Genomic DNA, 26,032 nt, shown 5'->3' on the forward strand with positions numbered 1-26,032 from the left:
AGAGGTGAATCCTATGACTTATGTTTCTCGCGCCGTGCGTCACGCGCTGGCCCTTGCTGTCGTCGGCACAGCGATGACGGCTCCGGCTCTCGCTGATCGCCGCGCTCCGGCCGATGATCCGGCGGTTGTCACCGAGCGTCTCAACCGCATGGGATTTATCGAATGGCGCAAGCTGCGTTATTCGCATGGCTATTGGAAGATTGAGGATGCGCGCCGCGACAATGGCCACACCTACGATCTGAAGCTCGAAGCGGGAACGCTCGATATCGTTCGCCTCTCACGCGATCGCGATTAATTCGAAATTCGAATTTGGTTTTTTATCGGCCGCGGCATTTGCTGCGGCCGATTTTATTTTCTCTTCTCGTCGGCGGCTAGCATTGCGACGGCGACGGCTGGCGCGCAACGCGTAGCCCATTTGCTCAGATCGTCGGGCGCTTCGATCAACTCTCCAAATTCAATTGCCGGATATCCGAGCCGTGCTGCAATCCGTAGCGCGACGGCCGAACCAATGCCGGCTGCGACGACGGACAGAATGGCCGTTCCCGGGCGGGATAGAACCTGCAACGCGCCGTCGTGCAGCGCGCGCATCTGGCGTTCGGCGATGTATGCGGCGGAGACTTGCCACGTCGCGAGGCGGCGCATGTCAGCGTCTCGACCGAAGCCACGCGCGAAGCGCGCGAGACTTTCCGCCTGCGATGTGCCGCGCCCATCCGCCGTTGCGTGAACGTCAACGCCATCGGGAAGCGTGCCGAGGATACGCTGCACGTCAGCCATCGTCGCGAAGCCGTCGCGTGCAAGTCCCTGCCATGATCCCGCGAGCGGTGCGCGTGTCGCGATAGACGCGACGGGTGTGCGCGTCAGCCCGGTATAGACGAGTTCGCCCGTTTGCAGCCGTTCTGCGTCGGTCAACCCTTGTGGTCTGCTGCAGACGATGATGTCGGTCGTCGTGGAGCCGACATCGATCAACAATGCGTTCGGCTCACGATCGGCAATAAGGCGCGCCGTTGCGAGGAAATTCGCCGATGCTGCGGAGAAGGGGTCGGCTTGCGCTGCGGCGGTGTCGCCAAAGCCCTTCAGACCCATGAAGATGCGTTGCTCACCCTCAATATGTTTTCCGAGCTTCGCAAGGATCGCCGCGACGCCCGCTTCCCGGCTGTCGAAAATTTCCGTGAGTTCGGCTGTCATGGTGACGGCGTGAACTGCGGCGCCAGCGGTTATCTCGCGCGCTTCCGTGAGCGCGGCATCGAGATGTTCGGCACCTTTCCAGAGCGCGCACGCAATCTGGCGGACCGCCACCAGACGACCGTCTTCAATGCGCGCGACCTTCAGGTGCGCCCCGCCTACATCGTATCCGACGACAATTGACATCCTACCTCGCATGTCCCGGCCCCCGTGTTACACTTGCCGTTTGAGGAGGCAAGCCGTGGACATCATTCCCGTGCTCGACATTGCCCGCGGCAAGGTTGTTAGAGCGGTCGAAGGCAAACGTTGGGCGTATCGGCCGATCGAGACGCCGCTCTCGCGGACAGCGGAGATCGTTGACGTGGCGCAGGGCCTCGGCAAACTGTTTTCGTTCCGCAAGGTTTATATCGCCGATCTCGACGGTATCGAAGGTCGCGGCCGCAATACGCGCATCGTGCCGTCGATCAGTCAGGCGTTGCCGGATGCGGAGATGTGGATCGATGCAGGCACCGGATCTCGAGGTGCTGCGCGCGCAATTCTGGCAACACCCGTGGCGACGCTGGTCGTTGGATCGGAGAGCCTCGAAAGCGTCCGCGACTGGGAAGAGATCGCAGCGGAGGCTCCGCAGCGGACAGTTCTATCGCTCGATTTTCGCGGCGGGGAATTTATGGGGCCGGACGCGCTGCTGAAGGACGCTTCGCTCTGGCCGCAGCGCGTGATTGCGATGACGCTCGATCGTGTTGGCGCCAACAGCGGTCCCGATTTCGATACGCTGAAGGCGATCGGATCGAAGGCCAAGGGGCGGCGCGTCTACGCGGCGGGCGGCATTCGCGATAAAGCCGATCTGGATGCGCTGCGCAGTGCAGGCGTTGCGGGTGCGCTGGTTGCGTCGGTTCTGCACGCACAAAAAATTTCGGCCAGCGATCTCAAAGAGATCACCAGCCGAAAAGGATAGTAGGACGAAACGAAACGGCAGCCGCTCCAGCTAACCTGGAACCGCGGTATGGATGCGGCTCCGGATCAATTATTAACCGCTGTAACGGCCTGAGAGCAGTCTACCCAATCGCTGCAGCAGACCCCCCTTCATGGGAGGGGCGGAATTGTTGTTGTTATCGACCTGCTGAGGACGGTTTCCGCTTCAAGTCTTCGCACCGAACGGATGCTGAACCGAGTTGCGCTGAGCGGTTGCTTCAGCAGCCGTCGGCTTGCCAGCAACTGCGCGTGCGATCGATTCCTTCACGGCGCGATAGTTGTAGTCCTGGATCTTCGCGTCGTCAGCGGCTTCCCAGTGGATGAACACGCCGACAGCGATGTAGAGATCGTCAGCTTCAGCAGCCGGGATCACGCCTTCAGCGACCGAGTCCTGAACAGCCTTGGCAACGCCGTACTGTGCCGGTCCGAACATCTGAACGGCCTGGCGGGCGTCCTTGATCGTGACCTTGTTGTAAAGGATCGTGTTCGGCTTGCAGGGCAGGTTCGGCGCGATGACGGCGAGGAGCGTCGTGAAGCCGTCCTTGTTGTTCGTCAGCGCGTTGCAGAATGCCGTTTCAGCAGCCGAACCGCGCGGTCCGATGATGAGATCGATGTGAGCAACTTCGTTGCCGTCGCCGACGAGTGACTCGCCAACCATGACTTTATTGATTTTGGCCATTTGGGGGGTTCCTCCCACGAATGATACAATAAGAGCGTCAACGCTCTCCCGTCAGAAAGCCGGGACTTCGTTGAATCGCTCTGGCGATGATTATCCAATACGTCGGCGCCCAGGTTTCGTGAGTACCAGCGTCGGCCACAAAGGACGGTCCGTGCTCCTTGGAACACGGGGCTGTAATTAGCCCTAGCTGGTCGGATGAGACAAGCCCTTTAGTGGCGCAAAATGGGGGGTCAGGACGGTTTCCGCGCCGTCGCCCCTGCGGCGAAAAGCGTGGCGACAACGAAATCGGCGGTCGTTCCCGGATTGAGACTGCGAGATTTCAGATTTGCGTCGAAATCAAGGAGATCGCGAAAGGATTCAGGCGTCGCGACAGGGTCCCAGTGCCGCTTCAGCGCCAGTGCCTCGAGGCGCACGCGTTCGGCCGTTTCCTGTCCGTACTTTCTGGCAATATGCGTGTCGGGGAATTCAGACAGCAGCGCCATGTGCAACGACGTGACGGCAAACGTTGCGTCGGGTGTGACACGTTTCGCATCTAGATAATATGGCAGCGCGAAATCGAATATGTCTGCGTACGCTGTAACATAGGCGTTGGCTATTCTGTCTCTCGCGGCCGCGAGATGCATCGCCTCAATCAGCGTGAGACGCGGAGCAGATGCGTTCGCGTTTACGTCTCCCTCGTCGACGGATCCGAGGCCAGCGGGATTGGCGATGCGGATCGCAGCGAACACGTCTTCGGCGTCCTGTTGATCGAGACGCGCTAGGATGAGATCGAGGCGGCGGCGCAATCCAACACCGAACTTTGGTTCGGCTGCGGCTTTCGCGAGCGGTGCGCAGAGAAGAACGATGCCGAGGTTGGTGTTCAGGCCGGTTGCCGCAACGCTTGCTTCGGTTGCGCGCAGAATGCGTTTGCCGACACTGAGGGTTGGATCCGCGATCGGTCCTGCGGCTGCCTCGGCAGCGCGTTCGAAATGCGTGATGTCCATCCCGTGCCCGGCCGAGTGGCGATGCACATTGCCCGGCTTCAATGCGTCGAGTTCGGCCCGGCAGGCGTTTAGAAAAGCCGCCGAGATTTCATCTTGGGAGAGTGTCGGCGTCATAACGCGACAAGAAGCGGCTCGGCGGCGGGCGCCCGCGCTTCGCGGTGTGACACAACCGTCTTCAGGAAATCCTCGGCGATGGCCCACGCAATGTTGACGTCCGCGACGCTCTGGAGACCGCGCCACGCCGGATTGGAATTGACTTCGAGGACCTGCAACTTGCCATCCGCCGAGCGAATGAGATCGATGCCTGCATAGTCGGCGTCGACGGCGCGCATCGCGGCCATCGCAATCGTCGTCATCTCGTCGTCGGGTTTATGATTTTTCGCCTTGCCGCCCTGATGGATATTCGTGACCCATGTGGTGCCAGAGCGTGTCATGGCGGCGACGACGCGATGGCGCGTTGCGAGCACGCGCCAGTCTTCGAACAGGGCATCGCGCGGGGCGATGTAATCCTGCATGTAGTACATCTGATCGACCGTTTCGGGGTCGGGCAGTTCGCTCTCGCTCCGGATCATGGCGATGCCTTTGCCCTGGCTGCCAAACAGCGGCTTCATCACCAGCGGGCGGTCGAGGCCTTCCACATATTCGAGCGCATGGGGCAGCGTTTCGCAAACGTGTGTGCGCGGCGTTGGAACACCGTTCTTGTGCAGCAGGAACGTCGTTTGTGATTTGTCGACGCAACGCTCAATCGCGCGAGCATCGTTCCAGACGCGGACGCCGCTCTCGCGTAGCGCATGGAGCAGTCCGAGGCGGAACGTGATCTGCTCCAGCGTTCCTGCCGAGATCGAGCGCACGAAGACGCCGTCCGGCAGCTCGCCCTCGAAGCCCGGAATGTGGATGCCGGATGGCAGTGCCGTATCGAATGCGCAGTGCGGCAGCGAAGAGACGGTAACGCGCGCGCCCATCTCTTCGAGCGAGCGCACGATGCGGCGAGCGTGCCACTCGCCGCGGCCCTCTTCGATCAGAAGTGCGAGATGCAGACCATGGCCGAGCCCGCTGACGGGTTTGGCTGGTGCTTCAGCGGAAGCTCGCATCGACGATCTCCGGCGCCAATTCGCCCGCGCGGAAGGTGTTGCCCGTTTCTACGTTCGAGATGAGGACCTGAGCCGGTGAGAAGAGCATCGGGTCGATCTTGTAGAAATCGCCGTTCACGTCGGCAAAGATTTCCGCGAACGGCTTGCCGAAGGACGCGCACGTGCTGGACGGCAGACCTTCTGCGAGGCGCTTGGCTTCCGCGTCGGTGCCTTTGACGAACAGGTGCGCGCGGCCGCCATAGATGATCGCGTCGTTGGTGCGGCCCATCGCTTTGACGAAATCGGGGAAGGGCGGTGCGATCGGCGTTGTCGCCGTGCCGTCGATGATGTTTTCAAGCGCAAAGTGAAGTGCGTGCGCCTTGTGCATCGCGACTTCGAGAACGCGAGCGGCGATCTGCACGGTGCCTGCGAGGCTCCACGTCGTCGCGTAGAGGATCGACAGCCCCTTCGGATTGATGCCGCAGTGCTTGGCGATGTTTTCAATCACGGCTGCTGGCGGCGCTTTATCGCCTTCGATGACCAGCGCGGTGTTCGGTCCCTGATCGGCGTAGTTGAGTTCCTTGAAGAGGTCTTCCACGCGCGAGAGCGCACGCGCAGGGCCGGAGCCCAGAGCGAAGAAGCCTGTCGTTTCTTCGGTGATGGTCCAGCCCGCGTACTGGCTGGCGAGGCAGGCGATGACGGGGTTAGCGGAGCTGACGACGACGCCGAGCGGCCAGTTCGTCAGGCCGGACGACTGCGTGAACTGAACCGTTCCGAGACCGCCCATGCAAACTTCACCGAGGCGGCGTCCGGCTTCGAGGCCGCCCGTGGCGGTCGCGCCCATATCGATCAGGCGTTCGCCGTGGCTACCGGTTGTTACGGAGATCCGAAGCGCGTCGGCGTCAGCGACAATGGCATCGACGAGTTTGGCGGCCCGAGCGGAGACGCTGGGCTGATTCAGTGTTTGCATCGCTTGGGGACTCCGTCGGTCAGGGTAATGCGTGTTCGTATATCAAATCTTCGAGTTCCGCCAAGCGGCTACGTGCGAGGGCTTCTGCCGCATCGGCGTTTTCGGCTTCCGCTAGGACGCTGGCCAGGGGGGCGCCCAGGGGGATTTCCGTTCCGGGCGGGCCACGATCGGCGCTCCAGTCGGGCCAATGCATGTCTCCCAGCGCAACGGATCGACGGTCGGCATGGAGAATGGCCATCGCGCGGGCTGCTTGCGGTCGGCTTCGAGTCGCGACCGGAGGCGGATTACCGAAACAGGCGGCGATATGGGCCTGGAATTGGCTGCCTCGGGCGTCATCGAGCACATCGAGCGATGCGCCTGGGCGCGGATTAACTTCGAGCAGGTGAGGGATGCCGTTCGAGACGATGAAATCGAACGACGCCATGCCGGTGAGTTTCATGGCATCCGCCACACGGACGGCGGCGTCACAGAGCGCGGCGCGGCGGAGATTGTGGACGGGAATCGTGACTGCGCCGCCGAAGCGGAACGGCTGAGCCGATGACGGGCTGATCCACTGCCGCGTTACGGTGAGGTCTCCCGTCTCTGCCGGGAAAACGCCGCCGACAGACAGGCGATCACCATCAAGCCGCTTCTGGAAGTATCGGCGCGGCATCGTGCGCGGGTGATCGCTGCATTCGCGAATGTGACGTCCACCACTGCCGCCGATGCGTTTGCTCAACCAGCCGGTGGTGTCGCGCGGTGCTTCGATCTGCGTTTGGGGATGAGGAATTTCGAGCGCGTCGAGCGTGGCGAAAAACGTCGCTGGGTTCTTGCAGGCCTTATACGTCGCGGCGCTTGTGCCGAGTAGCCGGAAGCGTTTTGCCAAAGCTTCGATGAGGCGCAGTTTGTCTTCGAAGCCGGACCCGAGAACAAGGCCGATCGGCGGGGCCGGTGCGGCCTTGGCGAGATCTTCAAGCGCGGAGATAAGCGGTTTGGTGCGAAAGCCCGTGGCCATCGCGCCATCGATCACGCGGACAGCGAGGGCTGCGTCTCGCGTATCGAGGTCGCCGAACGCATCGCAGACGAGAGGTGCGTAACCGGCGCGCCGGGCGGACTGTGCGAGAGCCCGCCCGGAAAACGCTGCAATCAGGACCGTTTCGACGGTCACATTCTTACTTGAGGCCGACGAGTTCTTTCGCCAGCGCGTAGGCGTGACGGAAGTCGAGCGACAGCGGCTTATCGGATGCGATCATCTGCTTGAAGAGACCGGACTCGCACTTGTACTTGATGTCGCCGATTGCGAGCGGGCCAACGCCCAGCGCATCGCAACCCGGAATCTGCTCGCCGTTCATGAACAGATCCATGCCTTCGACACCTGCGGGCGGAACCGCGTTGACGTCAGCGATCACCTTCAGGTTCTTCGCGATCGCCTTGTGCTCCTTGGAGACGACCTGAACGCCTGCTGCCGCTGCTGCGAAGATGACTTCCGCGTTGGCGATGATGTTCTGCTTCTGCTCGGGCGTTTCACCTGCGACCGCTTCAAGGTCGACGCCGAAACGCTCCTTGGAGATTTTCGCGTTCTTGATGACGCGCTCTACGCCACGATGGGCGACGAGCTGAACGTCGGCGCCTTCCAAGGCTGCGATGATCGACGAGGCGAAGCCGACGACGCCGGTGGCGCCGAACACAGCGACCTTCACGCCCTTCCACGAGCGGTTATGTTTTTCCTTCAGCAGCTTTTCAACGCACGCCACCATGGCAGCGGCGGTGGTGAAGGAGCCTGCGGGGTCTGCGAAGACGGAGCATTCGAACGGCGGCACCATCGCCTTCTTTGCCGCGTCGAGCATATCAAGGGCGAGAAGCGCATCCTTGCCGCCCATGAAGAAGCCGGTGCGTACGCCGTAGTTCGGCGGGCGCGAGAAGATCGCGTCCTGGATGAGGCCGGCAACTTCCGTCAGTTCGACGTTGATGTAGGGGACGATGACCTTATAGCCGGCGTCTGCGGCCATGTTCACATCGAATGGGCTCATGTGCTTCTGCGGCGCGAGCATATGCAGAATAGGTGTAGCCTCGCTCATGGACGATGGTGCTCCGTTCTCTTTTTGGATTTCAAATCAAGGTTTTATGGACTCGATGCGCGCGCCGGTGTTGCGGCCCTGCGCGATGAGAATGTTGATTCCGACGGCTTTAGCGTCTTCGATTGAAGAATGATAGAGGCGTTCTGCGGCGGCCTGGCTGTCTACAAAAGCGAAACCCGTAGGCCCCCACGAGCTCTGGCCGATGCCCGTTGCCCCCTGCTGGCGGAGCCGGTTCGCGATCTGGCCAACGGCGGGGCTGGTCCATGGGCTACCGCCCTGTTTGGTGGCGAAGTAGCCGCCGACGATGGCCTGGATTTCCGTGATCGCCGCGCCGAATGCGGCGATGTCACACTCCTTTAGGCCCGGCACGAGCCGCATCAGCACCAGGTGGCAAATGTGCGCTGCTGCAACTTGAGGAAATTCCGGGAGATCGGCAAAGGCGGTCAGTTCGGCCTCTCCGGAGACGCCCGTTTCCCGGGAATCGAGGATCAGCAGAACGCGCCAGTCCTCGGGGAAGTCACAGCGCAGGGTGACCGGCGGGGGGACGCCAGGGTCCTTTCCCTTGCCGCCATCGACAATGAAGCCGCCACCGGCAAATGCCGCCAGGCCGATGCCGGAGCGGGCGCCCCGGTCTCCCAGCGCGGCAAGATCTTCAGCTTGGAGGGTGCCTCCTTCGATCTCTGCAATAGCAGCGCCGACTGCGAGCGCGAGCTGTGTTCCGGAGCCAAGGCCCGCGTGTGCGGGGATCGCGTTCTCGACGTCGATTGCGTAATGCGCTCCCCGATCTGGACGCGCGTACTTGTTTACCAAGGCGAGCGCGCGCTTGCTTTCGGCGCCTTTCGCTTCGTTTTTCTCCGAGCGCCTCAGGGTCAGAGTTGTCGAGGGCTGGTCGACGGCGAGGCCGATGCTGCCAAATCGGCGGCCGATGTCTCCGTTCAGATCAAGAAATCCGAGATGCAAGCGGGCAGGTGCAGTGACGCGGATCGCTGGCGAAGTCCTGATCGTTTGCCTCACGAAGCGCGGTCCTTTCAATTTGTAAATGGTGCCAGCCCAACGCGTTTGCGCTGATGGCGGCGGCGGCATTAGAACGGAAGGCAAGTTTTCCGACAATTGGAGTACGAGGGCAAGATGACCACCGAACGCGAAAAACCGCTTTCAGAAGCGGACGTTAATAGCTGGCTACAGCAGAATCTGCCGTCCTGGAAACTCGAGGACGGCTGGATACGGCGCACCTACAAGACGTCCGGGTGGAAGGGTACCCTTATGGTCATCAATACCGTCGGCCACCTTGCGGAGGCTGCATGGCACCACCCTGACATAACGGCATCTTACGCGTGGGTCGAGGTGCGGCTCGTCACGCATTCGGCCAAGGGCATCACGTCGAAGGATCTGGAACTCGCGAAGAAGATCGAAGACGTCGTCCATTGGCAGCCCGGCAAAGAAGGAAAGGGCCTGGAAGGCACGCCTCATGGCGATTCCCGCTTCGCTTACATCAAGTACGATTGAGCGCGCTCAATGTCCGATATCGGCGGATCGCGAAATGAGGCCAAGCAATCGTTCGATGCCATCCTTGGCCTCGGCTCCAATGTCGGCGATCGCGAGGCAAACATCGAGGAAGCGCTGCGGCTATTGACGGCGGATGGCGCCGTCACCGTCGCTGCGCGGTCTCAACTCTACCGAACCGCGCCCTGGGGCGTGACGAATCAGGACTGGTTTCTGAATGTCTGCGTGGGCGTGCTCACCGGCCTCGATCCCCACGCGCTGCTGAAGCACTGCCAGAGCGTCGAAAGGGAGATGGGCCGCGTCCGCAAGCTCCGATGGGGTCCGCGGAATATCGACGTCGATATTCTTTTGATGGGAGAGCAGAAGATCGACGAACCGGATCTGACGATCCCTCATCCGCGCATCGCGGAGAGAGCGTTCGTTCTGGTGCCTCTGAAGGACGTCGCGCCGAACCTGATCATCGGGGGAGCTTCACTCGACGATCTTCTGGTGAAGTTGGATAGCAGCGACGTCGAACCCTACCGGCCCTAGTTCTTCGTCCAAAGAAAATGCGCCGCGGAGAGGGTGTCTCCGCGGCGCATTTGAATACCTACCCGACCATAAAGACTACTTGAGCGTCTTCAGGTACTCGATCAGGTTTGCGCGGTCCGCGTCATCCTTGATGCCAGCGAAGATCATCTTGGTGCCCGGAACCATCTTGCTCGGTCCGTGGAGCCACTTGTCGAGGTTCGCCTCGTCCCAAGTGATGTCCGACTTCTTCAGAGCATCCGAATACTTGTAGTCTTCGAGGCTACCGGCCTTGCGGCCCATAATGCCATCGAGATGCGGCCCGACGCCGTTCTTACCGACTTGGTGGCAAGCCTTGCACTTGTTGTAGACCGATTTGCCGGCGTCGGCATCGGCAGCAGATGCCGCGACCGGCGCGGCTGCGATCAATGCGATCGCCAGAATCCATTTGCGCATCCTGGAGGTTCCTTCCCGTTTCGCTATGAGCGGCTTATGAAACGCTGCAACTCATATATTAGCTCAACGAGAATGACATTTATTTTCTGAACGCACCCAGAACAGAATGCCGCACGCAATGGCCAGGACTATTCAATTCAAAGTTTTAATTGTCGACTTAATTCGTAGAGTTATTTGCGCCGTTCGAGACTCTAATTGTCTACCTAATTTGTAAAGTTATTTCGCTGTCGCCGGTTTGGCAGGCGCCATTCGGCGATATACGAAGTTCGGCGGCGACGCTTCTGCGCTTTCCATCTCAGCCGCCTGAACGAAGGCGGTGTGGTGGCTCGAAAGTTTGCAAGCCGGATCGGTGTTCGTCGGATCGCCCGTGAAGGCCATTGCCTGGCAACGGCAGCCGCCAAAGTCGACTTCCGCACGCGGGCAACTGCGGCATGGCTCTTTCATCCAGCTCGTACCGCGATACTTCTCGAACGCCTGCCCATGCAGCCAGATGTCGGCGAGGCGTTTGTCTTTCACGTTGTCGAACTCAAGACCGGGGATCGATTCGGCTGCGTGGCACGGCAGAACGCGACCCTGCGGCGTGACGTTCATGACGCCGCGGCCCCAGCCGCCCATGCAGGGCTTCGGAGTCTTGGCGTAGTAGTCCGGCACGACGAAGTCGAAGACCATGATGCCTTTCAGGCGCTCCTTGGCTTCTTCGACGATCTCCGCGCTCTTCAAAACCTGAGCGCGCGTCGGCATGAGGCTGGCGCGATTCTTCAAGGCCCAGGCGTAATACTGAATGTTGGCGACCTCGATCCGGCCCGCGCCGATCTCGACTGCGAAGTTGATGATGTTCGGCAGGTTCTCGATGTTGTGGCGGTGGATCGGCGCGTTGATCGTCAACGGCATATCGAACTCACGGACCCACTTGCCGACTTCGCGCTTTTTGATCAGGCCGCCCTTATAGGCGGAGATGCGCTCGGCATTGGCCTCATCCACGTCCTGGATCGAGAGCTGAACGTGATCCAGCCCCAAGTCCTTCAGACGCTTCAGGCGGTCTCGCGTCAGCGTTACGCCAGCGGTGATGAGGTTGGTATACAGCCCGGCCTTGGCCGCGACCTCGACGATGTCTTCGAGATCCTTGCGGACGGTCGGTTCGCCGCCGGAGAGGTGGATCTGTAGAATACCAAGTTCAGCAGCTTGCCGCATGACGTCCTGCCACTCGGCGGTCGTCAGCTCGGTGTTCACGCGCTCGAGTTCAAGCGGGTTCGAACAATAGGGGCATTGAAGCGGACAGCGGTGCGTCAGCTCGGCGAGAAGGCCAACCGGCGCCCGAGCGCAGGATGACACGACCGGGGCCTCGGAGAATTGCTCCATTGGCGCGATTTCGTTCATGACATCTGCTCCATTATATATCCTGGCGCATTCAGGCTTGAATTACGCCCTTATCCGTCAACTCCTGCAGCATAGATATAGTATCGGTAAGGATCTCTTGCACGGGTGCGTTGTAATCCTTTGCAAGCTCGGCGGCGATATCTTCTACCGATCGAACGCCATCACAGCGTTTCAAGATTTCGATAGCGATAGGGTCCGGCTCGAACACGCGTTCGGGAGCGAGCACGTGCCAGCGCCCACGTCCTGCATCGTGGCGCAATTTGATATGCGCCGGCATTCGAGGTTTCGATGCCGGCACGATGATCGTTCGAGTGCGCGGCGCGCCGGCAGTCATGATTTAGGTCTCCGGTCGGAAAGCGCCGGGCGGAATATGTCCGTCGACGTATGCGTGATAGAGCGCGTCGAGCTGAGCCCAGAGCACGTTGCATTTGAAGCGAACGGCATCAACGCACGCCTGCTGCTCGTCGTATGTCTTTGCGTGTTCGAGAATGTACTTGAGTGCAAAATCTGCGTCGCGCGGCGCTTGTGTCAGCCGGCGTTTGAAATACGTCATCACTTCATTGCCGATGAAGGGATAATTTTCCAGCATCCCGGCGATGCGCTCTTTGTGAATCTTGGGCGCGAAAAGCTCCGTCAGCGACGAGGCAACTGCAATCGTCATCGGCTGTTCGCGCACGAATGTTACGTAGGATTCGACGGCGAAAATCGTTGCGGGCAGAGCACCGCGGCGTGAGATGACGTAGTCGCGATCGAGGCCGAGGCCGTCAGTAAGGATCAGCCAGCGTTCGATACCACCGGGCTCATCGGGCATCAGGCCATCGTGATCGAGCAGGCGGTGGGTCCATTCGCGGCGCAGCTCGCGGTCATATGTGCGGCTGATGAGGGCGGCGTCTTTGCGCGGCACGGCCGACTGATAGCAATAGCGGTTGAGCGCCCAGGCTTGCACCTGTCCCTTAGTCAGCTTGCCGCCGTGCAGCATGTGATGGAAGGGATGGAGATCGTGATAGCGCTCTGGCCCGACCGCGCGAATTGCGGCTTCGAACTCAGCGACCGGCATCAGCGGCTTGTCGCTGCCGCGGTCAGCATTTTTTCGTTCAAGGCTGACGGGGTTCATAGGCGCACCTCCATGCCATCGAAGCCAACTTCCCAGCCGGCCTTCTCTACAAACTTACGAGCCTCGGAGTTTTCATCGAGGATGGGATTCGAATTGTTGATATGCACGAATACGCGGCGCTTAATATTGAGCGGGCGTAAAACCTCAATCGATCCTTCGGGGCCGGAAATCGATATATGGCCCATTCGGTGACCGGTTTTTTCCGACAGACCCTGGCTGACCATTTCGTCATCGGTAAATAGGGTCGAGTCGAAAAAGATCAAATCAGCGCCGCGAATGCGATCTGCGAGCGGAGCGTCGACTTCAGCGCAGCCCGGAATGTAGAAAAACGAGCGCTGTGTTTCCGTGTCCGTCACCTTCAGGCCGATCGTGTCGCCGTCGCGGCTGCCGAAGTTGTTCGACGAATTTCCTTTTTCGAGAAACAGCGCGACCTTGCCGGGAACGGCGAAGGCCTCAACCGTCAATTTCAGATCGACGCCGCCGCCGGAGATGGGTGTCGGCTTATCGAGATCGAACACGCGGCGCGCGACTTTATCCGGCGCCAGCACATTGAAAATCGTATTGGCATTCAGCGTCGCCAGGACGCGATCGGACGCGTAGACGGAGAAGGGCTGGCCTTCGCGCAGACTGATCAGGCCGGTGATGTGATCGACGTCCGCATTGGTGACGACGACGGCCTTGATCGGCGACGAACGCAGCGGCCCATCCGCAGCCGGATGGAGTTCCGGTGTTTCGTTGATTTGCTGCCGGATATCAGGGGAGGCATTGAGCAATAGCCAGTTCACACCGTCCTGCGAAACAGCGAGGGACGACTGCAAACGTGCCTTGAACCCCGCAGCTCCGGACCGCACTTTGGCCGACTGGCGGCCATTGCAATTCCATTGCGGGAATCCGCCCCCAGCGGCAGACCCGAGCACTTTGATGATCATCGCTTGTAATCGGTTACACCACCCGCAGCGCCTGTGCAGGACGTGTGTTTTGGTTCTGGTGAAAGCACGACGGCGGCCGATGAGCCCACCGACCGCCGCGCCAATCTCACAAAGCTCGTGAGACCAAATCCGACCTTAGATGAGGTCGATCTCGGCCGGCAGGTAGCTCGTGACCTCGAGGCCAACTTCCTGCTCGCGAACTTCGGGCTTCGTCCAAATCTTCATGATGGTTTCCTCCATGCGGTAAACTGCTTCCCGTCTTGCAAGCCCCGCCGAGGGCCCACACGATTGGTGCAGACACTTGTTGTGCGCGCCCAATCTGCGGATCGTCCGGCTAAAGTCAAGCGCGGCCGACGTCGGTTACTAAGAGATCATGTTTCTCATCTCTGTTTCAAATCAATGCGCATCACGTCTCTGTGCGGCGCAGTGAGGCGAGGTGAATGTTTGCCGTAGGGGCGTGGATAAGACCCGCCAACGAGGGGGAGGGGTGCAGTTTTGCGGTACCAGCCCCGATAAGCAAAAGGCACGCGCGTGCATTGCAAAATATTAGAATATTATTTTCTTATGTAGATCGAATGACGCACGTTAATAGAATATTCTTCCAAGATGGCCCATTATCTGCTCATATGAACGTGGAAATATTCCAGCGTTGATGCGCGTTGAGCCATCCCGCAACTGCCGTGCTTACGCACAGAGACGAAAAAATATCCGGCCGCTTCTGATTTGGCGGTTGGACATGGAGCTTTCTGGCGGTTTGACCTGGGCATGTTGCGCAGCAGCAAACTTCCAAAGCTCTGACTTAGGAGAGCCTTGGTGACTTCGATTCCCATTCTTCCGCGCAACGCCCCGTTCCTGCCGGAAGACATCGATATGCTCAACACTGTCGTTGCGCGATCCACTCAGCAGCAGCGCTCCTGGCTTGCGGGTTTTTTCGCAGGCTTCGAGGCAGCGCAGAGCGGCGGTGCGCAGCAGGCTGTTCCGGCCGCCAAGCCGCGCGTTCCAATGTCGATCATTTACGCGAGCGAAAGCGGGAATTCCGAAGCGCTCGCTCTCAAAGCGAAGAAGGCGGCCCAGAAACAGGGCATCGACGCCAAAGTCTTCGACATGGCCGACATCGATATTCAGTCGCTCGCGAAGCACAAGAACATCGTCGTTTATGCAGCGACATGGGGTGAGGGCGATCCGCCGTCGCGCGCTGTCGATTTTTATCAGGCGCTGATGAGCGACGCTGCTCCGCGTCTCGATGGAGCGAAGTTCGCCGTCCTCGCGCTGGGTGATACGGCGTATGTGAATTTCTGCAGCGTCGGCAGGGCGATCGATGAGCGACTCGAGCAACTCGGCGGCGAACGCGTTGCGAGCCGGGTGGATCTCGATCTCGACTACCCCAAGCAGGCAGCGGAATGGACTGAGGCTTCGCTCGCGAAGTTCGTGCCAGCGGACGTCGCAGCGAGCGGCACCGTCGTTCATGTCAATTTTGCAGGCGGGCAGGCGCACCTCGAAGACGGAGAGCCTGAGTTCACAGCCGAGAACCCGCTCGAAGCGGAGATCTCCGCACTCGTCAATCTCAACGGCACCGGGTCGTCGCGCGAGACGTGGCATTCAGAGTTCGCGTTCGATGCGCCGGGATTTTCCTATCAGCCTGGCGACGCAATCGGGTTGCTGCCGGAGAACGATCCCGAACTTGTCGATGACCTTCTGAAGACGGTTGGCCTTGCGTCGGATGCGGCCTTGCTGCTGAAGATTCAAAAGTCATTCGACGTCACGACTCTTTCACGCGCGACCGTCGAGAACTACGCCAAGCTCACGGGCCGCGACGATGTCAAAGCGCTGTTGGCGGGCGAGGCTTATACGAAGTTTGCCGCCGATCGGCAGTTGCTCGATCTCTTCGAGGCGTTTCCTGAAAAGCTGACGGCGGAGCAACTTCTCGGTCTGCTGCGGCCTTTGCCGGGGCGGCTCTATTCGGTGGCTTCGAGCCTCAAGGCGCATCCGGGCGAAGCGCATCTGCTCGTCGGTGCCGTGCGCTGGAAATCTCACAACCGCGTTCGCAAGGGCGTGTCGTCGACGTATCTTGGCGAGCGGCGCAAGGTTGGTCAGTCGGCGCGCATCTACGTCAAGCCTAACAGGCATTATCGTCTACCGGCCGACGGACACACGCCTATCATCATGGTTGGCGCAGGTACCGGCGTTGCTCCGTACCGCGCCTTCATCGAAGAGCGCGTTGCGACAGGCGCCAAGGGCAAGAGCTGGCTGTTCTTCGGCGAACGCAACTTCACCAACGATTTTCTCTACCAGCTCGAATGGCAAGACTACCTTGCATCGGGCGATCTGACGAAGATCGATACGGCGTTCTCGCGCGATCAGCCGGAGAAGATTTACGTTCAGCACCGGCTCTGGGAAAAACGCGAAGAGGTCGCCGGATGGCTGAAGGACGGCGCGCATTTCTATGTTTGCGGTGACGAGAAAGGCATGGCGAAGGATGTCGACCGGACACTCGTCAAAATTCTCGCGGAGAGCGCGAAGGGCGATGAAGACGCCGGGCGCGCAAAATTGAAAGAGCTGACGAAGGCCGGCCGCTATCAGCGCGACGTCTACTGACAGCGACCGAATTTTCAACAGCAGTCAACGCAACTCAAGTGGCCATTCCAGGGTCCGACGGGACATTCACGCATGACCGATAAACCATCCAAAAACGAGTTCTTGAAGGAGCAGAGCAACTTTCTTCGCGGCACGATCGCGGAAGGGCTCTCAGTCGTCGAGTCTGGCGCGATCGCCGAAGAGGACAACCAGCTGATCAAGTTCCACGGCTCCTACATGCAGGATGACCGTGACGTGCGCGGCGAGCGCTCGAAGAAGAAGCTCGAAAAAGCGTTTTCGTTTATGATCCGCTTGCGCATTCCGGGCGGCCTCGTTACGGCGCCGCAGTGGTGCAAGCTCGACGATATCGCCACGACGTATGCGAACCATACGCTGCGCATCACGACGCGCGCGACGTTTCAGTTTCATGGTGTCATCAAGTCGAACCTGAAACGCACGATGCAGGCAATCTACGATTGCGAGTTCGACACCATCGCGGCGTGCGGAGACGTCACGCGTGGCGTCATGTCGGTCGCCAATCCGTATCTGTCGAAAATTCACCGTGAGGCTTACGAGATCGCCAAGCGGACGAGCCTGCACATGCTGCCGAAGACCAGCGCCTACACCGAGATCTGGCTGAACGGAAAGCCGATCCCCGGCAAGGAAGTCACGAGCCCGGAGAAAGAAACGATCTACGGATCGACCTATCTGCCGCGAAAATTCAAATTCGTGTTCGCGGTTCCGCCGGACAACGACGTCGACGTATTTGCACACGATTGCGGGTTCATCGCGATCGTGGAGAACGGCGAGCTCGTCGGCTGGAATGTCACCATCGGCGGCGGCATGGGCATGACCCACGGCGAACTCGAAACGTTTCCACGTCTTGGCGATGTGCTCGGGTTCTGCACGCACGAGCAGGCGATCGACGTCGCGGAAAAGATTGTGACCGTGCAACGTGACTGGGGCAACCGCTCAAACAGGAAGCTCGCGCGCCTCAAATACACCGTGGAAGCGCACGGCCTCGATGCATTCCGCGCTGAGGTCAACAAGCGGCTCGGTTACGATCTGGGCGAAGCCCGTCCGTATAAGTTCGAACGCAACGGCGATCGCATGGGCTGGGTCCAGAGCGAGGACAAGAAGTGGCACCTCACGCTCTATATCGAGAGCGGCCGGGTCAAGGACACGCCCGAGATGCAGCTTCGCACGGCCATCCGCAAAATTGCAGACCTAAACGTTTGCGATTTCGTGATGACGGCGAACCAGAACCTGATTTTTGCCAACGTCAGTGCGCGGGCGAAACCGAAGATCGACCGGATCCTGGCGGATCACAACGTCTCGATCGAGACGTCTTCGGGGGCGCGCCGCAATAGCATCGCCTGCGTGGCGTTACCGACCTGCGCGCTGGCGCTTGCGGAAAGCGAGCGCTATCTGCCGACGATGCTGACGAAGCTTGAAGGCATTCTGGCGAAGGCAGGGCTGACGGAAAAAGAAATCGTCGTGCGAATGACCGGATGCCCGAACGGTTGCGGTCGGCCGTATCTCGGTGAGATCGGTTTTGTGGGTCGGTCGCCGGGTCTCTACAACCTCTATCTCGGTGCAGCCTTCGACGGATCGCGCATGAATAAGCTCTATGCGCAGGACGTCGATGAAGCGCGGGCGTTGGCGTTGCTGGAGCCGATCATCCTGCGTTACGGCAAGGAACGCGAGGCGGGCGAGCATTTTGGCGACTTCGCGATTCGCGCCGGATATGTGAAGCCGACACTGATCAGCAATCAATTCCATGCCGATGTGACACTGGCGTAAGACGGGTAATACCGCCTGCGCACCATCCGTCGCCCAGCGCCTCCCTCGTTTGGCCCACTTTTTCAACCTAGACTCGCGTGCATCCGATGATGCGCGCGGTCTTTGTGCGTCTATTCGGAGATCGGTGGCGCACAGTCTTCTTTCTCCCGCCGTTGACCCAGGCGGCATGCGATCCGATACTTACGGTTGACCGATTTGCACTGCGGGGCGCCAAATCATCCGGCGGCGGAATAAATGATGAGCAAGAGCCGTATTTGGCGACACGCCGCGGCAACGATCCTGATGGTGGCGGCTGCGTTCCTGGCAACGGCAGCGGCGGCGCAGGATGGACGCATTCCGATCAAGGCGCCGCGCGCGCTGCTGATCGACGCCGAAAGTGGGGCGACGCTTTTTCAACAGAACGCCGACGAACTCGCGCCGCCTGCCAGTATGAGCAAGCTGATGACGCTTGCTGTGCTCTTCCGGGCGATGAAGGAAGGCCGCATCAAGCCGACCGACGAATTCGTCATGAGCGTGAATGCCTGGCGGAACGGCGGCGCGCCCTCCGGCACGTCCGCGATGATGGTGCCGGTGAACACCAAGGCCACCGTCGATGAATTGATCCGCGGGATCATCATCCAATCCGGCAATGACGCGGCCATGTGTATCGCGGAAGGTATGGCGGGGAGCGAAGCGGCCTTCGCCAAACTCATGGCCGAAGAGGCGCGCCGCATCGGTCTCACCAAATCGACATTCGCGAACGCGACGGGTTTGTCCGATCCGCATCACCTGATGACGGCGCGCGATCTCGCAACGCTCGCGCGGTATCTGATCGAAGAATATCCCGAGCAGTATAAAATCTTCGGCGAAAGAGAATTCCGGTATCGCAAGCACCGCTTCTTCAACCGCAATCCGCTGCTTGCGTTGAGTGTTGGGGCGGACGGGCTAAAGACGGGACACACGTCTGAAGCTGGTTATGGACTTGTTGGCTCCGCCGTCCAGGACGGCAAACGTCTGATCGTCGTGGTTAGCGGTCTGGAAAGGGCTGACTATCGCCGGGACGATGCCGCCAAGCTTCTCGATTGGGGGTTCAAGTCGTTCAATGCCGTGCGTCTCTACGATGCCAATGAGGTTGTTGGGCAGGCGCGGGTGTGGGGCGGCAAGACCTGGTATGTGCCGCTGGCGCCGAAAGACGACGTCATGTTCACCGTGCCGAAAACTCCGGCCAATCAGCGGATTTCGGCAGAAATTGTCTACAAGGCGCCGCTGAAACCGCCGGTTCGGAAGGGCGAGCAGGTTGCGATGCTGAAACTTTCGAGTTCCTCGAGTTCATCCACGGAAGTGCCCCTCTATGCCACGGAGGATGTGCCCAATGGTGGCATTATCCGGCAGGGCGTAGATTCACTTGTGCTAATGGCTTTGCGCAGGCTGGCGTTCTAGGATAGGCCGCCAAAGATCAGGGCGAGCCATGCAACGCGGAAAATTCATTACATTCGAAGGCGGCGAAGGCGCCGGCAAGTCCACGCAAGCCAAGCGGCTTGCGGAACGCTTGGGGCGTCTCAATATCCCCGCGCTTGTTACGCGGGAGCCTGGCGGCACACCCGTCGGCGAGGATGTTCGCGCGCTCATTCTGAAGGACAGGCCGACCGACCCTGTCACAGAACTGTTGCTGTTCGTAGCGGCGCGCGCGGAACACGTTACGTCTGTCATCCGGCCTGCACTGGATGAGGGGACGTGGGTCATCTCAGACCGCTTCATAGATTCGACGCGCGTGTATCAGGGCAAGCGTTACGGTCTTGAACCGGAGTTCATCCGGCAGCTTGAACGCTACACGGTCGCGCCGGATTATCCTGACCTGACACTGATCCTCGATCTTCCCGCGAGCGCGGGCGTTGAGCGGGCACGGCAGCGCGGCGCGCTCTCACGCTATGACGCCGAGCGCCTCGAAACGCACGAGCGGTTGCGCGAAGGCTTCCTCGAGATTGCGACGGAAGAGCCTGAGCGGTGTGTCCTGATCGACGGCAGCCTGCCGTTGTCGAGCGTCGAAACAGCCGTCTGGCAGGCCGTGTCGGCGCATCTTCTGGCCGAGGCGAAGTAATGGCGCGCCAGCCCGTGGCCGCCGATACGGAGGTGCTGCCTGAAGCCGACCGGCTCGAAGGCTTTCCGCACCCGCGCGAGACGGCTGCACTGATCGGTCAGGACGCGGCGCTCAACGTTCTTTCGGAAGCGTTTCAAAGCGGACGGATGCATCATGGCTGGCTCATCGCGGGGCCATCGGGTATCGGCAAAGCAACGCTGGCTTATAAAATCGCGCGCATGATCCTGGCGCGGCCTGAAGAGCGTGATCTCTTTGGCGACGGCTTGAGCATCGAACCCGGATCGCCAACCGACCGGCAAGTTCGTGCGCTGTCGCATCCGGGGCTTCTGCTCTTGCGGCGAACCTACGACGTCAAGACAAAGCGCTTCGCCCAGCGCCTCCCGATCGACGAAGTGCGACGGCTGCGCGGCTTCCTGGCGCTCAGCGCGGAGGGAGAGAACTGGCGCGTCGTGATCGTGGATAGCGCCGACGATCTCAATCTCAATTCCGCAAACGCGCTTCTCAAATCGCTCGAGGAGCCGCCAGCGCGCACCGTCTTCCTCATCCTGACATCCGCACCCGGACGCCTTCTGCCGACGATCCGATCGCGCTGCCGTGTCGTGTCGCTGGCGCCGCTTGGCGATCAGGATCTCATCCGCGCAACGGAACAGGCGTTGACGGCAGCGGAGAAGCCGTTGCCGGATGAAGCGGCCTGGCAGGGGTTGCTGGCTGTGGCCGACGGCAGCGTTGGCCGTGCGCTCAGCATGATCGAAGGCGGAGGGCTGGCGCTCAAAGGACGGATCGACGGAATCCTGAAGGCGCTCCCCAAGCTCGACCTCAAGGCGGTTCATGCGCTGGGCGACGATCTGCAGTCGCAGGCCAATACGCCGAAATTCGAACTTTTCTTCGATCTCTACCAATCGCGCCTGGCGCGGCTAATTGCGGCGCAGGCGACCGGCCAGGGCGCGCCGGACGACATCTCGCTTGCCGGGCGGATCATCGGGCCTGACCGCCTTGCCACTTTCGCCGAGCTATGGGAAACAACGGCACGCGACAAGGCCGATGCCAACTCCCTCAATCTTGACAGGAAATTGCTGATCGTCGGCAGTTTCGCGCGTCTTGAGGCCGCGAGCCGCCGCTGACGTGGTGGCCGCCGCGGTTGTTACCGACAATCGAAAGGACGCCCCCCGCGTGCCGGATAAATATTACATCTCGACGCCGATTTTCTATCCGAACGGCAAGCCGCACATCGGACACGCCTATACCGTGATCGCGAGCGATACGCTGGCGCGTTTCGAGCGCCTCGACGGCAAAGACGTATTCTTTCTTTCCGGTACCGACGAGCACGGCCTCAAAATGCAGCAGGCGGCCGAAGCGGAAGGTATTTCCCCGCAGCAGCTTGCCGACCGGAACTCGGCAATCTTTCGCGCGATGATCGAAGCCGTGGGCGGGTCGAACGATGAGTTCATCCGCACCACAGAAAAACGTCACTTTGAATCGTGTCAGGCCATCTGGAAAAAGATGGCAGACAATGGCGATATCTATCTTGGCAGTTACGGCGGCTGGTATTCGGTGCGCCAGGAAGCCTACTTCGACGAGAAGGAAACGATCGTCGGAGAGGACGGCGTTCGCCGTGAGCCGCTCGGCTCGCCCGTCGAATGGACGGAGGAAGAAAGCTACTTCTTCCGCTTGTCGGCTTATCAGGACAAGCTCACCGCGCTCTATGAAAGCAATCCTGATTTCGTCGGCCCGCAAGAACGCTTGAACGAGGTTGCAAGTTTTGTGCGTTCGGGCCTCCGGGATCTGTCGATTTCACGCGCGAGCTTCAATTGGGGTGTACCCGTTCCAGGCGACGACAAGCACGTCATGTACGTGTGGGTTGATGCGCTGACGAACTATCTGACGGGTGCCGGTTATCCCGATACGTCCAGCCCCAAGTTCAAGCGCTGGCCCGCCGACGTTCATATGATCGGCAAGGATATCGTGCGCTTTCACGCGGTCTATTGGCCTGCGTTTTTGATGTCAGCCGGGATTGAGCTGCCGAAGCGCGTGTTCGCGCACGGGTTCCTGTTCAATCGCGGGGAGAAGATGTCGAAGTCGGTCGGCAACGTCGTCGATCCGTTCGATCTCGTGAAAACATTCGGCCGTGATGCGTTGCGCTATTTCTTTCTGCGCGAAGTTGCGTTTGGCCAGGATGGCAGTTATTCGCCCGAAGTCATCATCAACCGGATCAACGCCGATCTCGCGAACAACCTCGGCAATCTGGCGCAGCGTTCGCTGTCGATGATCTACAAGAATTGCGACGGCAAAATTCCTGAGCCGGGCGAATTCACCGCCGAAGACCGCGCCGTTCTCGATGCGACGGATGCGCTCTATGCCGTGGCACGGCGAGAGATGGATCAGCAGGCGATCTCGAAATATCTCGACGCGGTTTGGGGCGTCATCGCTGACGTCAACCGCTACTTCGCGGCCGAGGAGCCGTGGGCGAAGAAGAAGACCGATCCGGCGCGGATGGCGACAATCCTTTATGTTACCGCAGAGACGGTGCGCCAGTTCGCGATCCTTGCGCAGCCCGTGATGCCCGAAAGCGCGGAGAAGCTTCTCGATCTGCTCGCTGTGCCGAACAATGGGCGCACATTTGCCAGCCTCGGCGCAGCAGGCCGTCTGACGGCCGGTATTTCAATACCGGAGCCGCAGGGCGTGTTTCCGCGTTACGTTGAACCCGCTTGAGGACAACGCGACGCAGAACCGGGACGACATTAAGAAAGTAAACTCATTCGATGCTCGTCGATCATCATTGCCATCTCGATTTTCCTGATTTTGCCCCGGAACTCGATCAGGTCGTTGCGCGCGCTCACGAAGCGGGCGTCGGCACGATGGTGACGATCTCGACGCGTATTCGTCAGTTCGACAAGGTGCTGGGCGTTGCCGAGCGGTTCGACAACGTCTGGTGCTCGGTCGGCACGCATCCGCACAATGCGCACGAAGAACTCGATATTCCGCTGGAGCGGATCATCGAGCTGACGCGGCATCCGAAGGTCGTATCGGTGGGTGAAGCGGGTCTCGATTATCACTACCAGCATTCAACGCCCGCGGCGCAGGCGGAAGGTTTCCGCCGGCATATCGCAGCGGCGCGTGAAACCGGTTTGCCGCTCGAAATTCATACGCGCGATGCAGACGCCGATACGATCGCCATTCTCGAAGACGAGCATGCACGCGGAGCGTTTCCGGCAGTGCTGCACTGTTTCACGGGCGGGCGGGAACTCGCGATGCGCGCGCTCGATCTCGGGCTCTATGTGTCGTTCAGCGGCGTCATCACCTTCAAGAAGTCGGAGCCTCTGCGCGAGATTGCGCGCGATGTTCCGCTTGATCGACTGCTTGTCGAAACGGACGCGCCCTTCCTTGCGCCGGATCCTTTCCGGGGGAGGCGCAACGAGCCCGCATATGTCGCGCGGACGGCATCTGTGCTTGCCGGGATCAAGGGCGTCTCCAATGACGGGATTGCAGCGGCCACGACCGAGAATTTCTTTCGGCTTTACGGCAAGGCGAAGCGTCCCGTGTCTGAACTTGCCGGAGGACCAGGAGCGGCATGAACTACAAATGCACCATCCTTGGGTGTGGCTCCTCGGGTGGCGTGCCGCGCGTCGGAATGAACTGGGGTGCGTGCGATCCGGCCAACTCTAAAAACCGTCGTCTCAGGTGCTCGCTGCTGGTCGAGCGCAACGGTGCCGAAGGGCAAACGTCTGTTCTGATCGACACGTCGCCTGATTTTCGCGCGCAGATCCTTACGACGCGGACGACGACACTAGATGGCGTTCTCTATACGCACGATCATGCAGACCATACGCACGGAATTGATGATCTCCGCATGATCGCGTTCGCGATGCGGCGACGTGTGAACGTGTATTTCGACGAGGCGACCCGCGCGAGCCTCATGACGCGCTTCGGATATTGCTTCGAGACGCCAGAGGGATCGCCCTATATGCCCATTCTCAATGGGCATCTGATCGATGGCATTCAGCCCATCGTTATCGAAGGCGCTGGCGGTCCGATTTCCGCGCAGCCGATCCTGCAGCAGCACGGGTCAATCCCGTCGCTCGGATTCCGCTTCGGTAATTTTGCGTATTCGCCAGACGTCAGTGATTTGCCAGACTCGTCGCTACCCCTTCTCGAAGGGCTCGACGTCTGGATCGTCGATGCGTTGCGCTACACGCCGCATGAGAGTCATTTCAGCGTGAAGCAGGCGCTCAAATGGGTGGAGCGGTTGAAGCCGAAGCGGACGATCCTGACGCACATGACGAGCGAACTCGACTACGACACGCTGCTGCGCGAATTGCCAGCCGGAGTCGAACCGGCATACGACGGAATGACGATACAATTCGATTGAACTCGGCCAGCGCGACGCACTCTCTCAGTTCGGTATGCGCTTATTTCCAGAGGCCGTAGTCTTCCCATTTGTCTTCGGGAATTTCAGCACCAAGCTTGAAGTCAAACGACGTCGCGCGCATCTGGTCGTCGGTGACGGTGCACGTGTACTTCAGTTCGTACCAGTGATGGCCCGCTCGTACGGCAGCGCCATTCGCCGTCACCTTGTTGTCCTTGAAGTGCGCTGGCGACAGGCTGCCCGACTTCAGACGATCCACGCCCTTGAGTTTGGCGCCTTTGCGAACGGCTTCAATTCCGCGCATATTGCATGCCTGATGCGCGCGCTCTTCAGGCTCGAGCTTCATCATCGCGCGATCCATATGCGTTTCCGCGATTGCTCCCGTCGCACCTGCAAGTGCACCTAACGTGGCCACGCAGACGGCCGTGTACATCGTCAACAAACGCATTCGGACTTCCCCAATTCCCATGTTCTCACGGCCTCAATAGCAAGCCGCTGCCGCCCCCCGACGACACTCATCAAAACACGCGTGCATGTGTCCTCAATGAGGCAAAAACTGCAAGCGCAGAATCTTCTTCGTTATGCTGCGCTGCGTCAGTACGTGCAAATGCGACGTAGGCTGATTTATACGTCGGCGTTTGCTACGCCGATATCGGACGTCTGTTCACCGCTGTGCCGTGATGCGCGCCATTGCCGAAAGTTTATGACATTGCCGTTGCCGGTATACGCGGGCGAGGCGAGCTCGAGGAAGAGCGGCACGAGGTCTGCCGGTAACGGAAGTTTCGATTCATCCTCACCCGGAAATGCCTTGGCGCGCATTTGCGTGCGCGTTGCGCCAGGATTGATGAGGTTGGCGCGAACATTTGTATTCGTCAGTTCCTCAGCCCACGTCTTCACCATTGCCTCAAGGCCCGCCTTCGACGCGGAATAAGCGCCCCAGTACGCATACTTGCCGCTTGCCGCGCCCGAAGTGACGAAGACGGCTCGTCCGGCGTCCGACAGCTTCAACAGCGGATCGAGCGTGCGGATGAGGCGCCAGTTGGCATTGAGATTGATGTCGATGGTTGCGAGAAACCCGTCCTCAGTCGTGTGGCCCAGCGGTGAAAGCGGACCGAGGATGCCTGCGTTGGCGACGAGGATGTCGAGCTTCTGCCAGCGCTGATAGATGGTCGGGCCAAGCTGGTCGATGCGATCGCCCTTGCGCAGATCAAGTTGGAGAAGCGTTGCCGCGCCGCCCGCTGCCTGGATCTCATCATCGAGGCTTTCAAGTCCGCCGAGCGAACGCGCGGTGATGATGACGTGCGCGCCTGCTTTCGCGAGACCGAGTGCGACGGCACGGCCGATGCCGCGTGACGCTCCTGTAACAAGCGCGGTGCGTCCGCTGAGGCCGGCATGAACGGTGCTGTCGGTCATCAA

28 protein-coding genes are annotated in these 26,032 nt (G+C 60.2%); 12 read left to right on the forward strand and 16 right to left on the reverse strand.

Going from position 1 to position 26,032, the window contains the following annotated elements; genetic code table 11:
* Nucleotides 1–13: 13 nt before the first annotated feature.
* A complete protein-coding gene (locus DLM45_RS15790; protein WP_181338023.1) occupies nt 14–295 on the forward strand; it encodes a PepSY domain-containing protein in 282 nt (93 codons plus the stop codon).
* A gap of 53 nt (nt 296–348) precedes the next feature.
* Here the strand turns inward: DLM45_RS15790 and DLM45_RS15795 are convergent, their stop codons facing one another.
* Nucleotides 349–1,368 (reverse strand): hydantoinase/oxoprolinase family protein, encoded by a 1,020-nt coding sequence (locus DLM45_RS15795; protein WP_181338024.1) that lies wholly within the window; start codon nt 1,366–1,368, stop codon nt 349–351.
* A 55-nt stretch (nt 1,369–1,423) separates the two neighbouring features.
* On the opposite strand from DLM45_RS15795, the gene DLM45_RS15800 reads away from it, so the two are divergent.
* Nucleotides 1,424–2,137 carry a HisA/HisF-related TIM barrel protein gene (locus DLM45_RS15800; RefSeq protein ID WP_181338025.1) on the forward strand — a complete coding sequence of 238 codons (714 nt, stop codon included), beginning with the start codon at nt 1,424–1,426 and terminating at the stop codon, nt 2,135–2,137.
* Nucleotides 2,138–2,320: 183 nt separating this feature from the next.
* Here DLM45_RS15800 and fae read toward each other — a convergent pair whose 3' ends face one another.
* The 7 genes from fae to DLM45_RS15835 form a co-directional block, all read right to left on the reverse strand.
* On the reverse strand, nt 2,321–2,833 hold the full coding sequence (gene fae / locus DLM45_RS15805; protein WP_013215501.1) for a formaldehyde-activating enzyme: 513 nt from the start codon (nt 2,831–2,833) through the stop codon (nt 2,321–2,323).
* Between the two features lie 230 nt (nt 2,834–3,063).
* Nucleotides 3,064–3,930 (reverse strand): triphosphoribosyl-dephospho-CoA synthase, encoded by an 867-nt coding sequence (locus DLM45_RS15810; protein WP_181338026.1) that lies wholly within the window; start codon nt 3,928–3,930, stop codon nt 3,064–3,066.
* Complete coding sequence (locus DLM45_RS15815) at nt 3,927–4,907, reverse strand: ATP-grasp domain-containing protein (protein ID WP_181338027.1); 981 nt, start codon at nt 4,905–4,907, stop codon at nt 3,927–3,929. Before DLM45_RS15815 ends, DLM45_RS15810 begins: the two co-directional genes overlap by 4 nt.
* Complete coding sequence (mch, locus tag DLM45_RS15820; RefSeq protein ID WP_181338028.1) at nt 4,891–5,856, reverse strand: methenyltetrahydromethanopterin cyclohydrolase; 966 nt, start codon at nt 5,854–5,856, stop codon at nt 4,891–4,893. The genes DLM45_RS15815 and mch overlap by 17 nt, the downstream gene beginning before the upstream one ends.
* 19 nt (nt 5,857–5,875) lie before the next feature.
* Complete coding sequence (locus DLM45_RS15825; protein WP_181338029.1) at nt 5,876–7,003, reverse strand: ATP-grasp domain-containing protein; 1,128 nt, start codon at nt 7,001–7,003, stop codon at nt 5,876–5,878.
* Between the two features lie 4 nt (nt 7,004–7,007).
* Nucleotides 7,008–7,913 carry an NAD(P)-dependent methylenetetrahydromethanopterin dehydrogenase gene (locus tag DLM45_RS15830; RefSeq protein WP_181338030.1) on the reverse strand — a complete coding sequence of 302 codons (906 nt, stop codon included), beginning with the start codon at nt 7,911–7,913 and terminating at the stop codon, nt 7,008–7,010.
* 36 nt (nt 7,914–7,949) lie between these two features.
* Nucleotides 7,950–8,927, reverse strand: a complete 978-nt coding sequence (locus tag DLM45_RS15835; RefSeq protein ID WP_343062328.1) for a beta-ribofuranosylaminobenzene 5'-phosphate synthase family protein — start codon at nt 8,925–8,927, stop codon at nt 7,950–7,952.
* Between the two features lie 114 nt (nt 8,928–9,041).
* Between DLM45_RS15835 and DLM45_RS15840 the strand changes: the two genes are divergently transcribed.
* Together DLM45_RS15840 and folK are read left to right on the forward strand one after the other, a co-directional pair.
* Complete coding sequence (locus tag DLM45_RS15840; protein ID WP_181338031.1) at nt 9,042–9,419, forward strand: 4a-hydroxytetrahydrobiopterin dehydratase; 378 nt, start codon at nt 9,042–9,044, stop codon at nt 9,417–9,419.
* Nucleotides 9,420–9,428: 9 nt separating this feature from the next.
* The gene (gene folK, locus DLM45_RS15845; protein WP_181338032.1) at nt 9,429–9,947 is read left to right on the forward strand and encodes a 2-amino-4-hydroxy-6-hydroxymethyldihydropteridine diphosphokinase; all 519 of its coding nucleotides are present in this window, start codon (nt 9,429–9,431) and stop codon (nt 9,945–9,947) included.
* Nucleotides 9,948–10,022: 75 nt separating this feature from the next.
* Here the strand turns inward: folK and DLM45_RS15850 are convergent, their stop codons facing one another.
* From DLM45_RS15850 to pqqA, 6 genes are all read right to left on the reverse strand, one after another.
* A complete protein-coding gene (locus DLM45_RS15850; RefSeq protein ID WP_181338033.1) occupies nt 10,023–10,379 on the reverse strand; it encodes a c-type cytochrome in 357 nt (118 codons plus the stop codon).
* 216 nt (nt 10,380–10,595) lie between these two features.
* Entirely contained in the window at nt 10,596–11,756 is a 1,161-nt protein-coding gene (gene pqqE, locus DLM45_RS15855) for a pyrroloquinoline quinone biosynthesis protein PqqE (protein WP_181338034.1), read from the reverse strand.
* Between the two features lie 31 nt (nt 11,757–11,787).
* Nucleotides 11,788–12,090 carry a pyrroloquinoline quinone biosynthesis peptide chaperone PqqD gene (pqqD, locus tag DLM45_RS15860; RefSeq protein ID WP_181338035.1) on the reverse strand — a complete coding sequence of 101 codons (303 nt, stop codon included), beginning with the start codon at nt 12,088–12,090 and terminating at the stop codon, nt 11,788–11,790.
* Nucleotides 12,091–12,093: 3 nt separating this feature from the next.
* Nucleotides 12,094–12,870 (reverse strand): pyrroloquinoline-quinone synthase PqqC, encoded by a 777-nt coding sequence (pqqC, locus tag DLM45_RS15865; protein WP_181338036.1) that lies wholly within the window; start codon nt 12,868–12,870, stop codon nt 12,094–12,096.
* Entirely contained in the window at nt 12,867–13,799 is a 933-nt protein-coding gene (pqqB, locus tag DLM45_RS15870; RefSeq protein ID WP_181338037.1) for a pyrroloquinoline quinone biosynthesis protein PqqB, read from the reverse strand. Before pqqB ends, pqqC begins: the two co-directional genes overlap by 4 nt.
* Nucleotides 13,800–13,934: 135 nt before the next feature.
* Nucleotides 13,935–14,024, reverse strand: a complete 90-nt coding sequence (gene pqqA, locus DLM45_RS15875) for a pyrroloquinoline quinone precursor peptide PqqA (RefSeq protein WP_181338038.1) — start codon at nt 14,022–14,024, stop codon at nt 13,935–13,937.
* Between the two features lie 588 nt (nt 14,025–14,612).
* On the opposite strand from pqqA, the gene DLM45_RS15880 reads away from it, so the two are divergent.
* The 8 genes from DLM45_RS15880 to DLM45_RS15915 all read left to right on the forward strand — a co-directional run bounded on the left by DLM45_RS15880 (nt 14,613) and on the right by DLM45_RS15915 (nt 24,619).
* The gene (locus DLM45_RS15880; protein WP_181338039.1) at nt 14,613–16,394 is read left to right on the forward strand and encodes a flavodoxin domain-containing protein; all 1,782 of its coding nucleotides are present in this window, start codon (nt 14,613–14,615) and stop codon (nt 16,392–16,394) included.
* A 72-nt stretch (nt 16,395–16,466) separates the two neighbouring features.
* On the forward strand, nt 16,467–18,176 hold the full coding sequence (locus tag DLM45_RS15885; RefSeq protein ID WP_181338040.1) for an NADPH-dependent assimilatory sulfite reductase hemoprotein subunit: 1,710 nt from the start codon (nt 16,467–16,469) through the stop codon (nt 18,174–18,176).
* Between the two features lie 237 nt (nt 18,177–18,413).
* Complete coding sequence (locus DLM45_RS15890; RefSeq protein ID WP_246317466.1) at nt 18,414–19,595, forward strand: D-alanyl-D-alanine carboxypeptidase family protein; 1,182 nt, start codon at nt 18,414–18,416, stop codon at nt 19,593–19,595.
* 28 nt (nt 19,596–19,623) lie between these two features.
* Nucleotides 19,624–20,253, forward strand: a complete 630-nt coding sequence (gene tmk / locus DLM45_RS15895) for a dTMP kinase (protein ID WP_181338042.1) — start codon at nt 19,624–19,626, stop codon at nt 20,251–20,253.
* Nucleotides 20,253–21,374 carry a DNA polymerase III subunit delta' gene (locus DLM45_RS15900; RefSeq protein WP_181338043.1) on the forward strand — a complete coding sequence of 374 codons (1,122 nt, stop codon included), beginning with the start codon at nt 20,253–20,255 and terminating at the stop codon, nt 21,372–21,374. Before tmk ends, DLM45_RS15900 begins: the two co-directional genes overlap by 1 nt.
* Nucleotides 21,375–21,423: 49 nt before the next feature.
* The gene (metG, locus tag DLM45_RS15905; RefSeq protein ID WP_181338044.1) at nt 21,424–22,962 is read left to right on the forward strand and encodes a methionine--tRNA ligase; all 1,539 of its coding nucleotides are present in this window, start codon (nt 21,424–21,426) and stop codon (nt 22,960–22,962) included.
* Nucleotides 22,963–23,012: 50 nt separating this feature from the next.
* Nucleotides 23,013–23,825, forward strand: a complete 813-nt coding sequence (locus DLM45_RS15910; RefSeq protein WP_181338045.1) for a TatD family hydrolase — start codon at nt 23,013–23,015, stop codon at nt 23,823–23,825.
* Nucleotides 23,822–24,619: an MBL fold metallo-hydrolase gene (locus DLM45_RS15915; protein WP_181338046.1), complete on the forward strand. Its 798-nt coding sequence runs from the start codon at nt 23,822–23,824 to the stop codon at nt 24,617–24,619. Before DLM45_RS15910 ends, DLM45_RS15915 begins: the two co-directional genes overlap by 4 nt.
* Before the next feature lie 40 nt (nt 24,620–24,659).
* Here DLM45_RS15915 and DLM45_RS15920 read toward each other — a convergent pair whose 3' ends face one another.
* Nucleotides 24,660–25,064, reverse strand: a complete 405-nt coding sequence (locus DLM45_RS15920) for a DUF930 domain-containing protein (protein ID WP_181338047.1) — start codon at nt 25,062–25,064, stop codon at nt 24,660–24,662.
* 176 nt (nt 25,065–25,240) lie between these two features.
* Complete coding sequence (locus DLM45_RS15925; protein WP_181338048.1) at nt 25,241–26,029, reverse strand: SDR family NAD(P)-dependent oxidoreductase; 789 nt, start codon at nt 26,027–26,029, stop codon at nt 25,241–25,243.
* Between the last annotated feature and the right edge of the window lie 3 nt (nt 26,030–26,032).

Origin of the sequence: Hyphomicrobium methylovorum (assembly GCF_013626205.1) — a bacterium.
GTDB lineage: Bacteria > Pseudomonadota > Alphaproteobacteria > Rhizobiales > Hyphomicrobiaceae > Hyphomicrobium_B > Hyphomicrobium_B methylovorum.

Coding starts and splice junctions, on each gene's coding strand:
- DLM45_RS15810 (WP_181338026.1), bottom strand. CDS start 3,930: ATGACGCCGACACTCTCCCAAGATGAAATCTCGGCGGCTTTTCTAAAC.
- DLM45_RS15925 (WP_181338048.1), bottom strand. CDS start 26,029: ATGACCGACAGCACCGTTCATGCCGGCCTCAGCGGACGCACCGCGCTT.
- DLM45_RS15910 (WP_181338045.1), top strand. CDS start 23,013: ATGCTCGTCGATCATCATTGCCATCTCGATTTTCCTGATTTTGCCCCG.
- fae (WP_013215501.1), bottom strand. CDS start 2,833: ATGGCCAAAATCAATAAAGTCATGGTTGGCGAGTCACTCGTCGGCGAC.
- DLM45_RS15830 (WP_181338030.1), bottom strand. CDS start 7,913: ATGAGCGAGGCTACACCTATTCTGCATATGCTCGCGCCGCAGAAGCAC.
- DLM45_RS15890 (WP_246317466.1), top strand. CDS start 18,414: ATGAGCAAGAGCCGTATTTGGCGACACGCCGCGGCAACGATCCTGATG.
- DLM45_RS15885 (WP_181338040.1), top strand. CDS start 16,467: ATGACCGATAAACCATCCAAAAACGAGTTCTTGAAGGAGCAGAGCAAC.
- pqqA (WP_181338038.1), bottom strand. CDS start 14,024: ATGAAGATTTGGACGAAGCCCGAAGTTCGCGAGCAGGAAGTTGGCCTC.
- folK (WP_181338032.1), top strand. CDS start 9,429: ATGTCCGATATCGGCGGATCGCGAAATGAGGCCAAGCAATCGTTCGAT.
- DLM45_RS15915 (WP_181338046.1), top strand. CDS start 23,822: ATGAACTACAAATGCACCATCCTTGGGTGTGGCTCCTCGGGTGGCGTG.
- DLM45_RS15850 (WP_181338033.1), bottom strand. CDS start 10,379: ATGCGCAAATGGATTCTGGCGATCGCATTGATCGCAGCCGCGCCGGTC.
- pqqB (WP_181338037.1), bottom strand. CDS start 13,799: ATGATCATCAAAGTGCTCGGGTCTGCCGCTGGGGGCGGATTCCCGCAA.
- mch (WP_181338028.1), bottom strand. CDS start 5,856: ATGCAAACACTGAATCAGCCCAGCGTCTCCGCTCGGGCCGCCAAACTC.
- tmk (WP_181338042.1), top strand. CDS start 19,624: ATGCAACGCGGAAAATTCATTACATTCGAAGGCGGCGAAGGCGCCGGC.
- DLM45_RS15920 (WP_181338047.1), bottom strand. CDS start 25,064: ATGCGTTTGTTGACGATGTACACGGCCGTCTGCGTGGCCACGTTAGGT.
- pqqE (WP_181338034.1), bottom strand. CDS start 11,756: ATGAACGAAATCGCGCCAATGGAGCAATTCTCCGAGGCCCCGGTCGTG.
- DLM45_RS15815 (WP_181338027.1), bottom strand. CDS start 4,907: ATGCGAGCTTCCGCTGAAGCACCAGCCAAACCCGTCAGCGGGCTCGGC.
- pqqD (WP_181338035.1), bottom strand. CDS start 12,090: ATGACTGCCGGCGCGCCGCGCACTCGAACGATCATCGTGCCGGCATCG.
- pqqC (WP_181338036.1), bottom strand. CDS start 12,870: ATGAACCCCGTCAGCCTTGAACGAAAAAATGCTGACCGCGGCAGCGAC.
- DLM45_RS15840 (WP_181338031.1), top strand. CDS start 9,042: ATGACCACCGAACGCGAAAAACCGCTTTCAGAAGCGGACGTTAATAGC.
- DLM45_RS15900 (WP_181338043.1), top strand. CDS start 20,253: ATGGCGCGCCAGCCCGTGGCCGCCGATACGGAGGTGCTGCCTGAAGCC.
- DLM45_RS15795 (WP_181338024.1), bottom strand. CDS start 1,368: ATGTCAATTGTCGTCGGATACGATGTAGGCGGGGCGCACCTGAAGGTC.
- DLM45_RS15790 (WP_181338023.1), top strand. CDS start 14: ATGACTTATGTTTCTCGCGCCGTGCGTCACGCGCTGGCCCTTGCTGTC.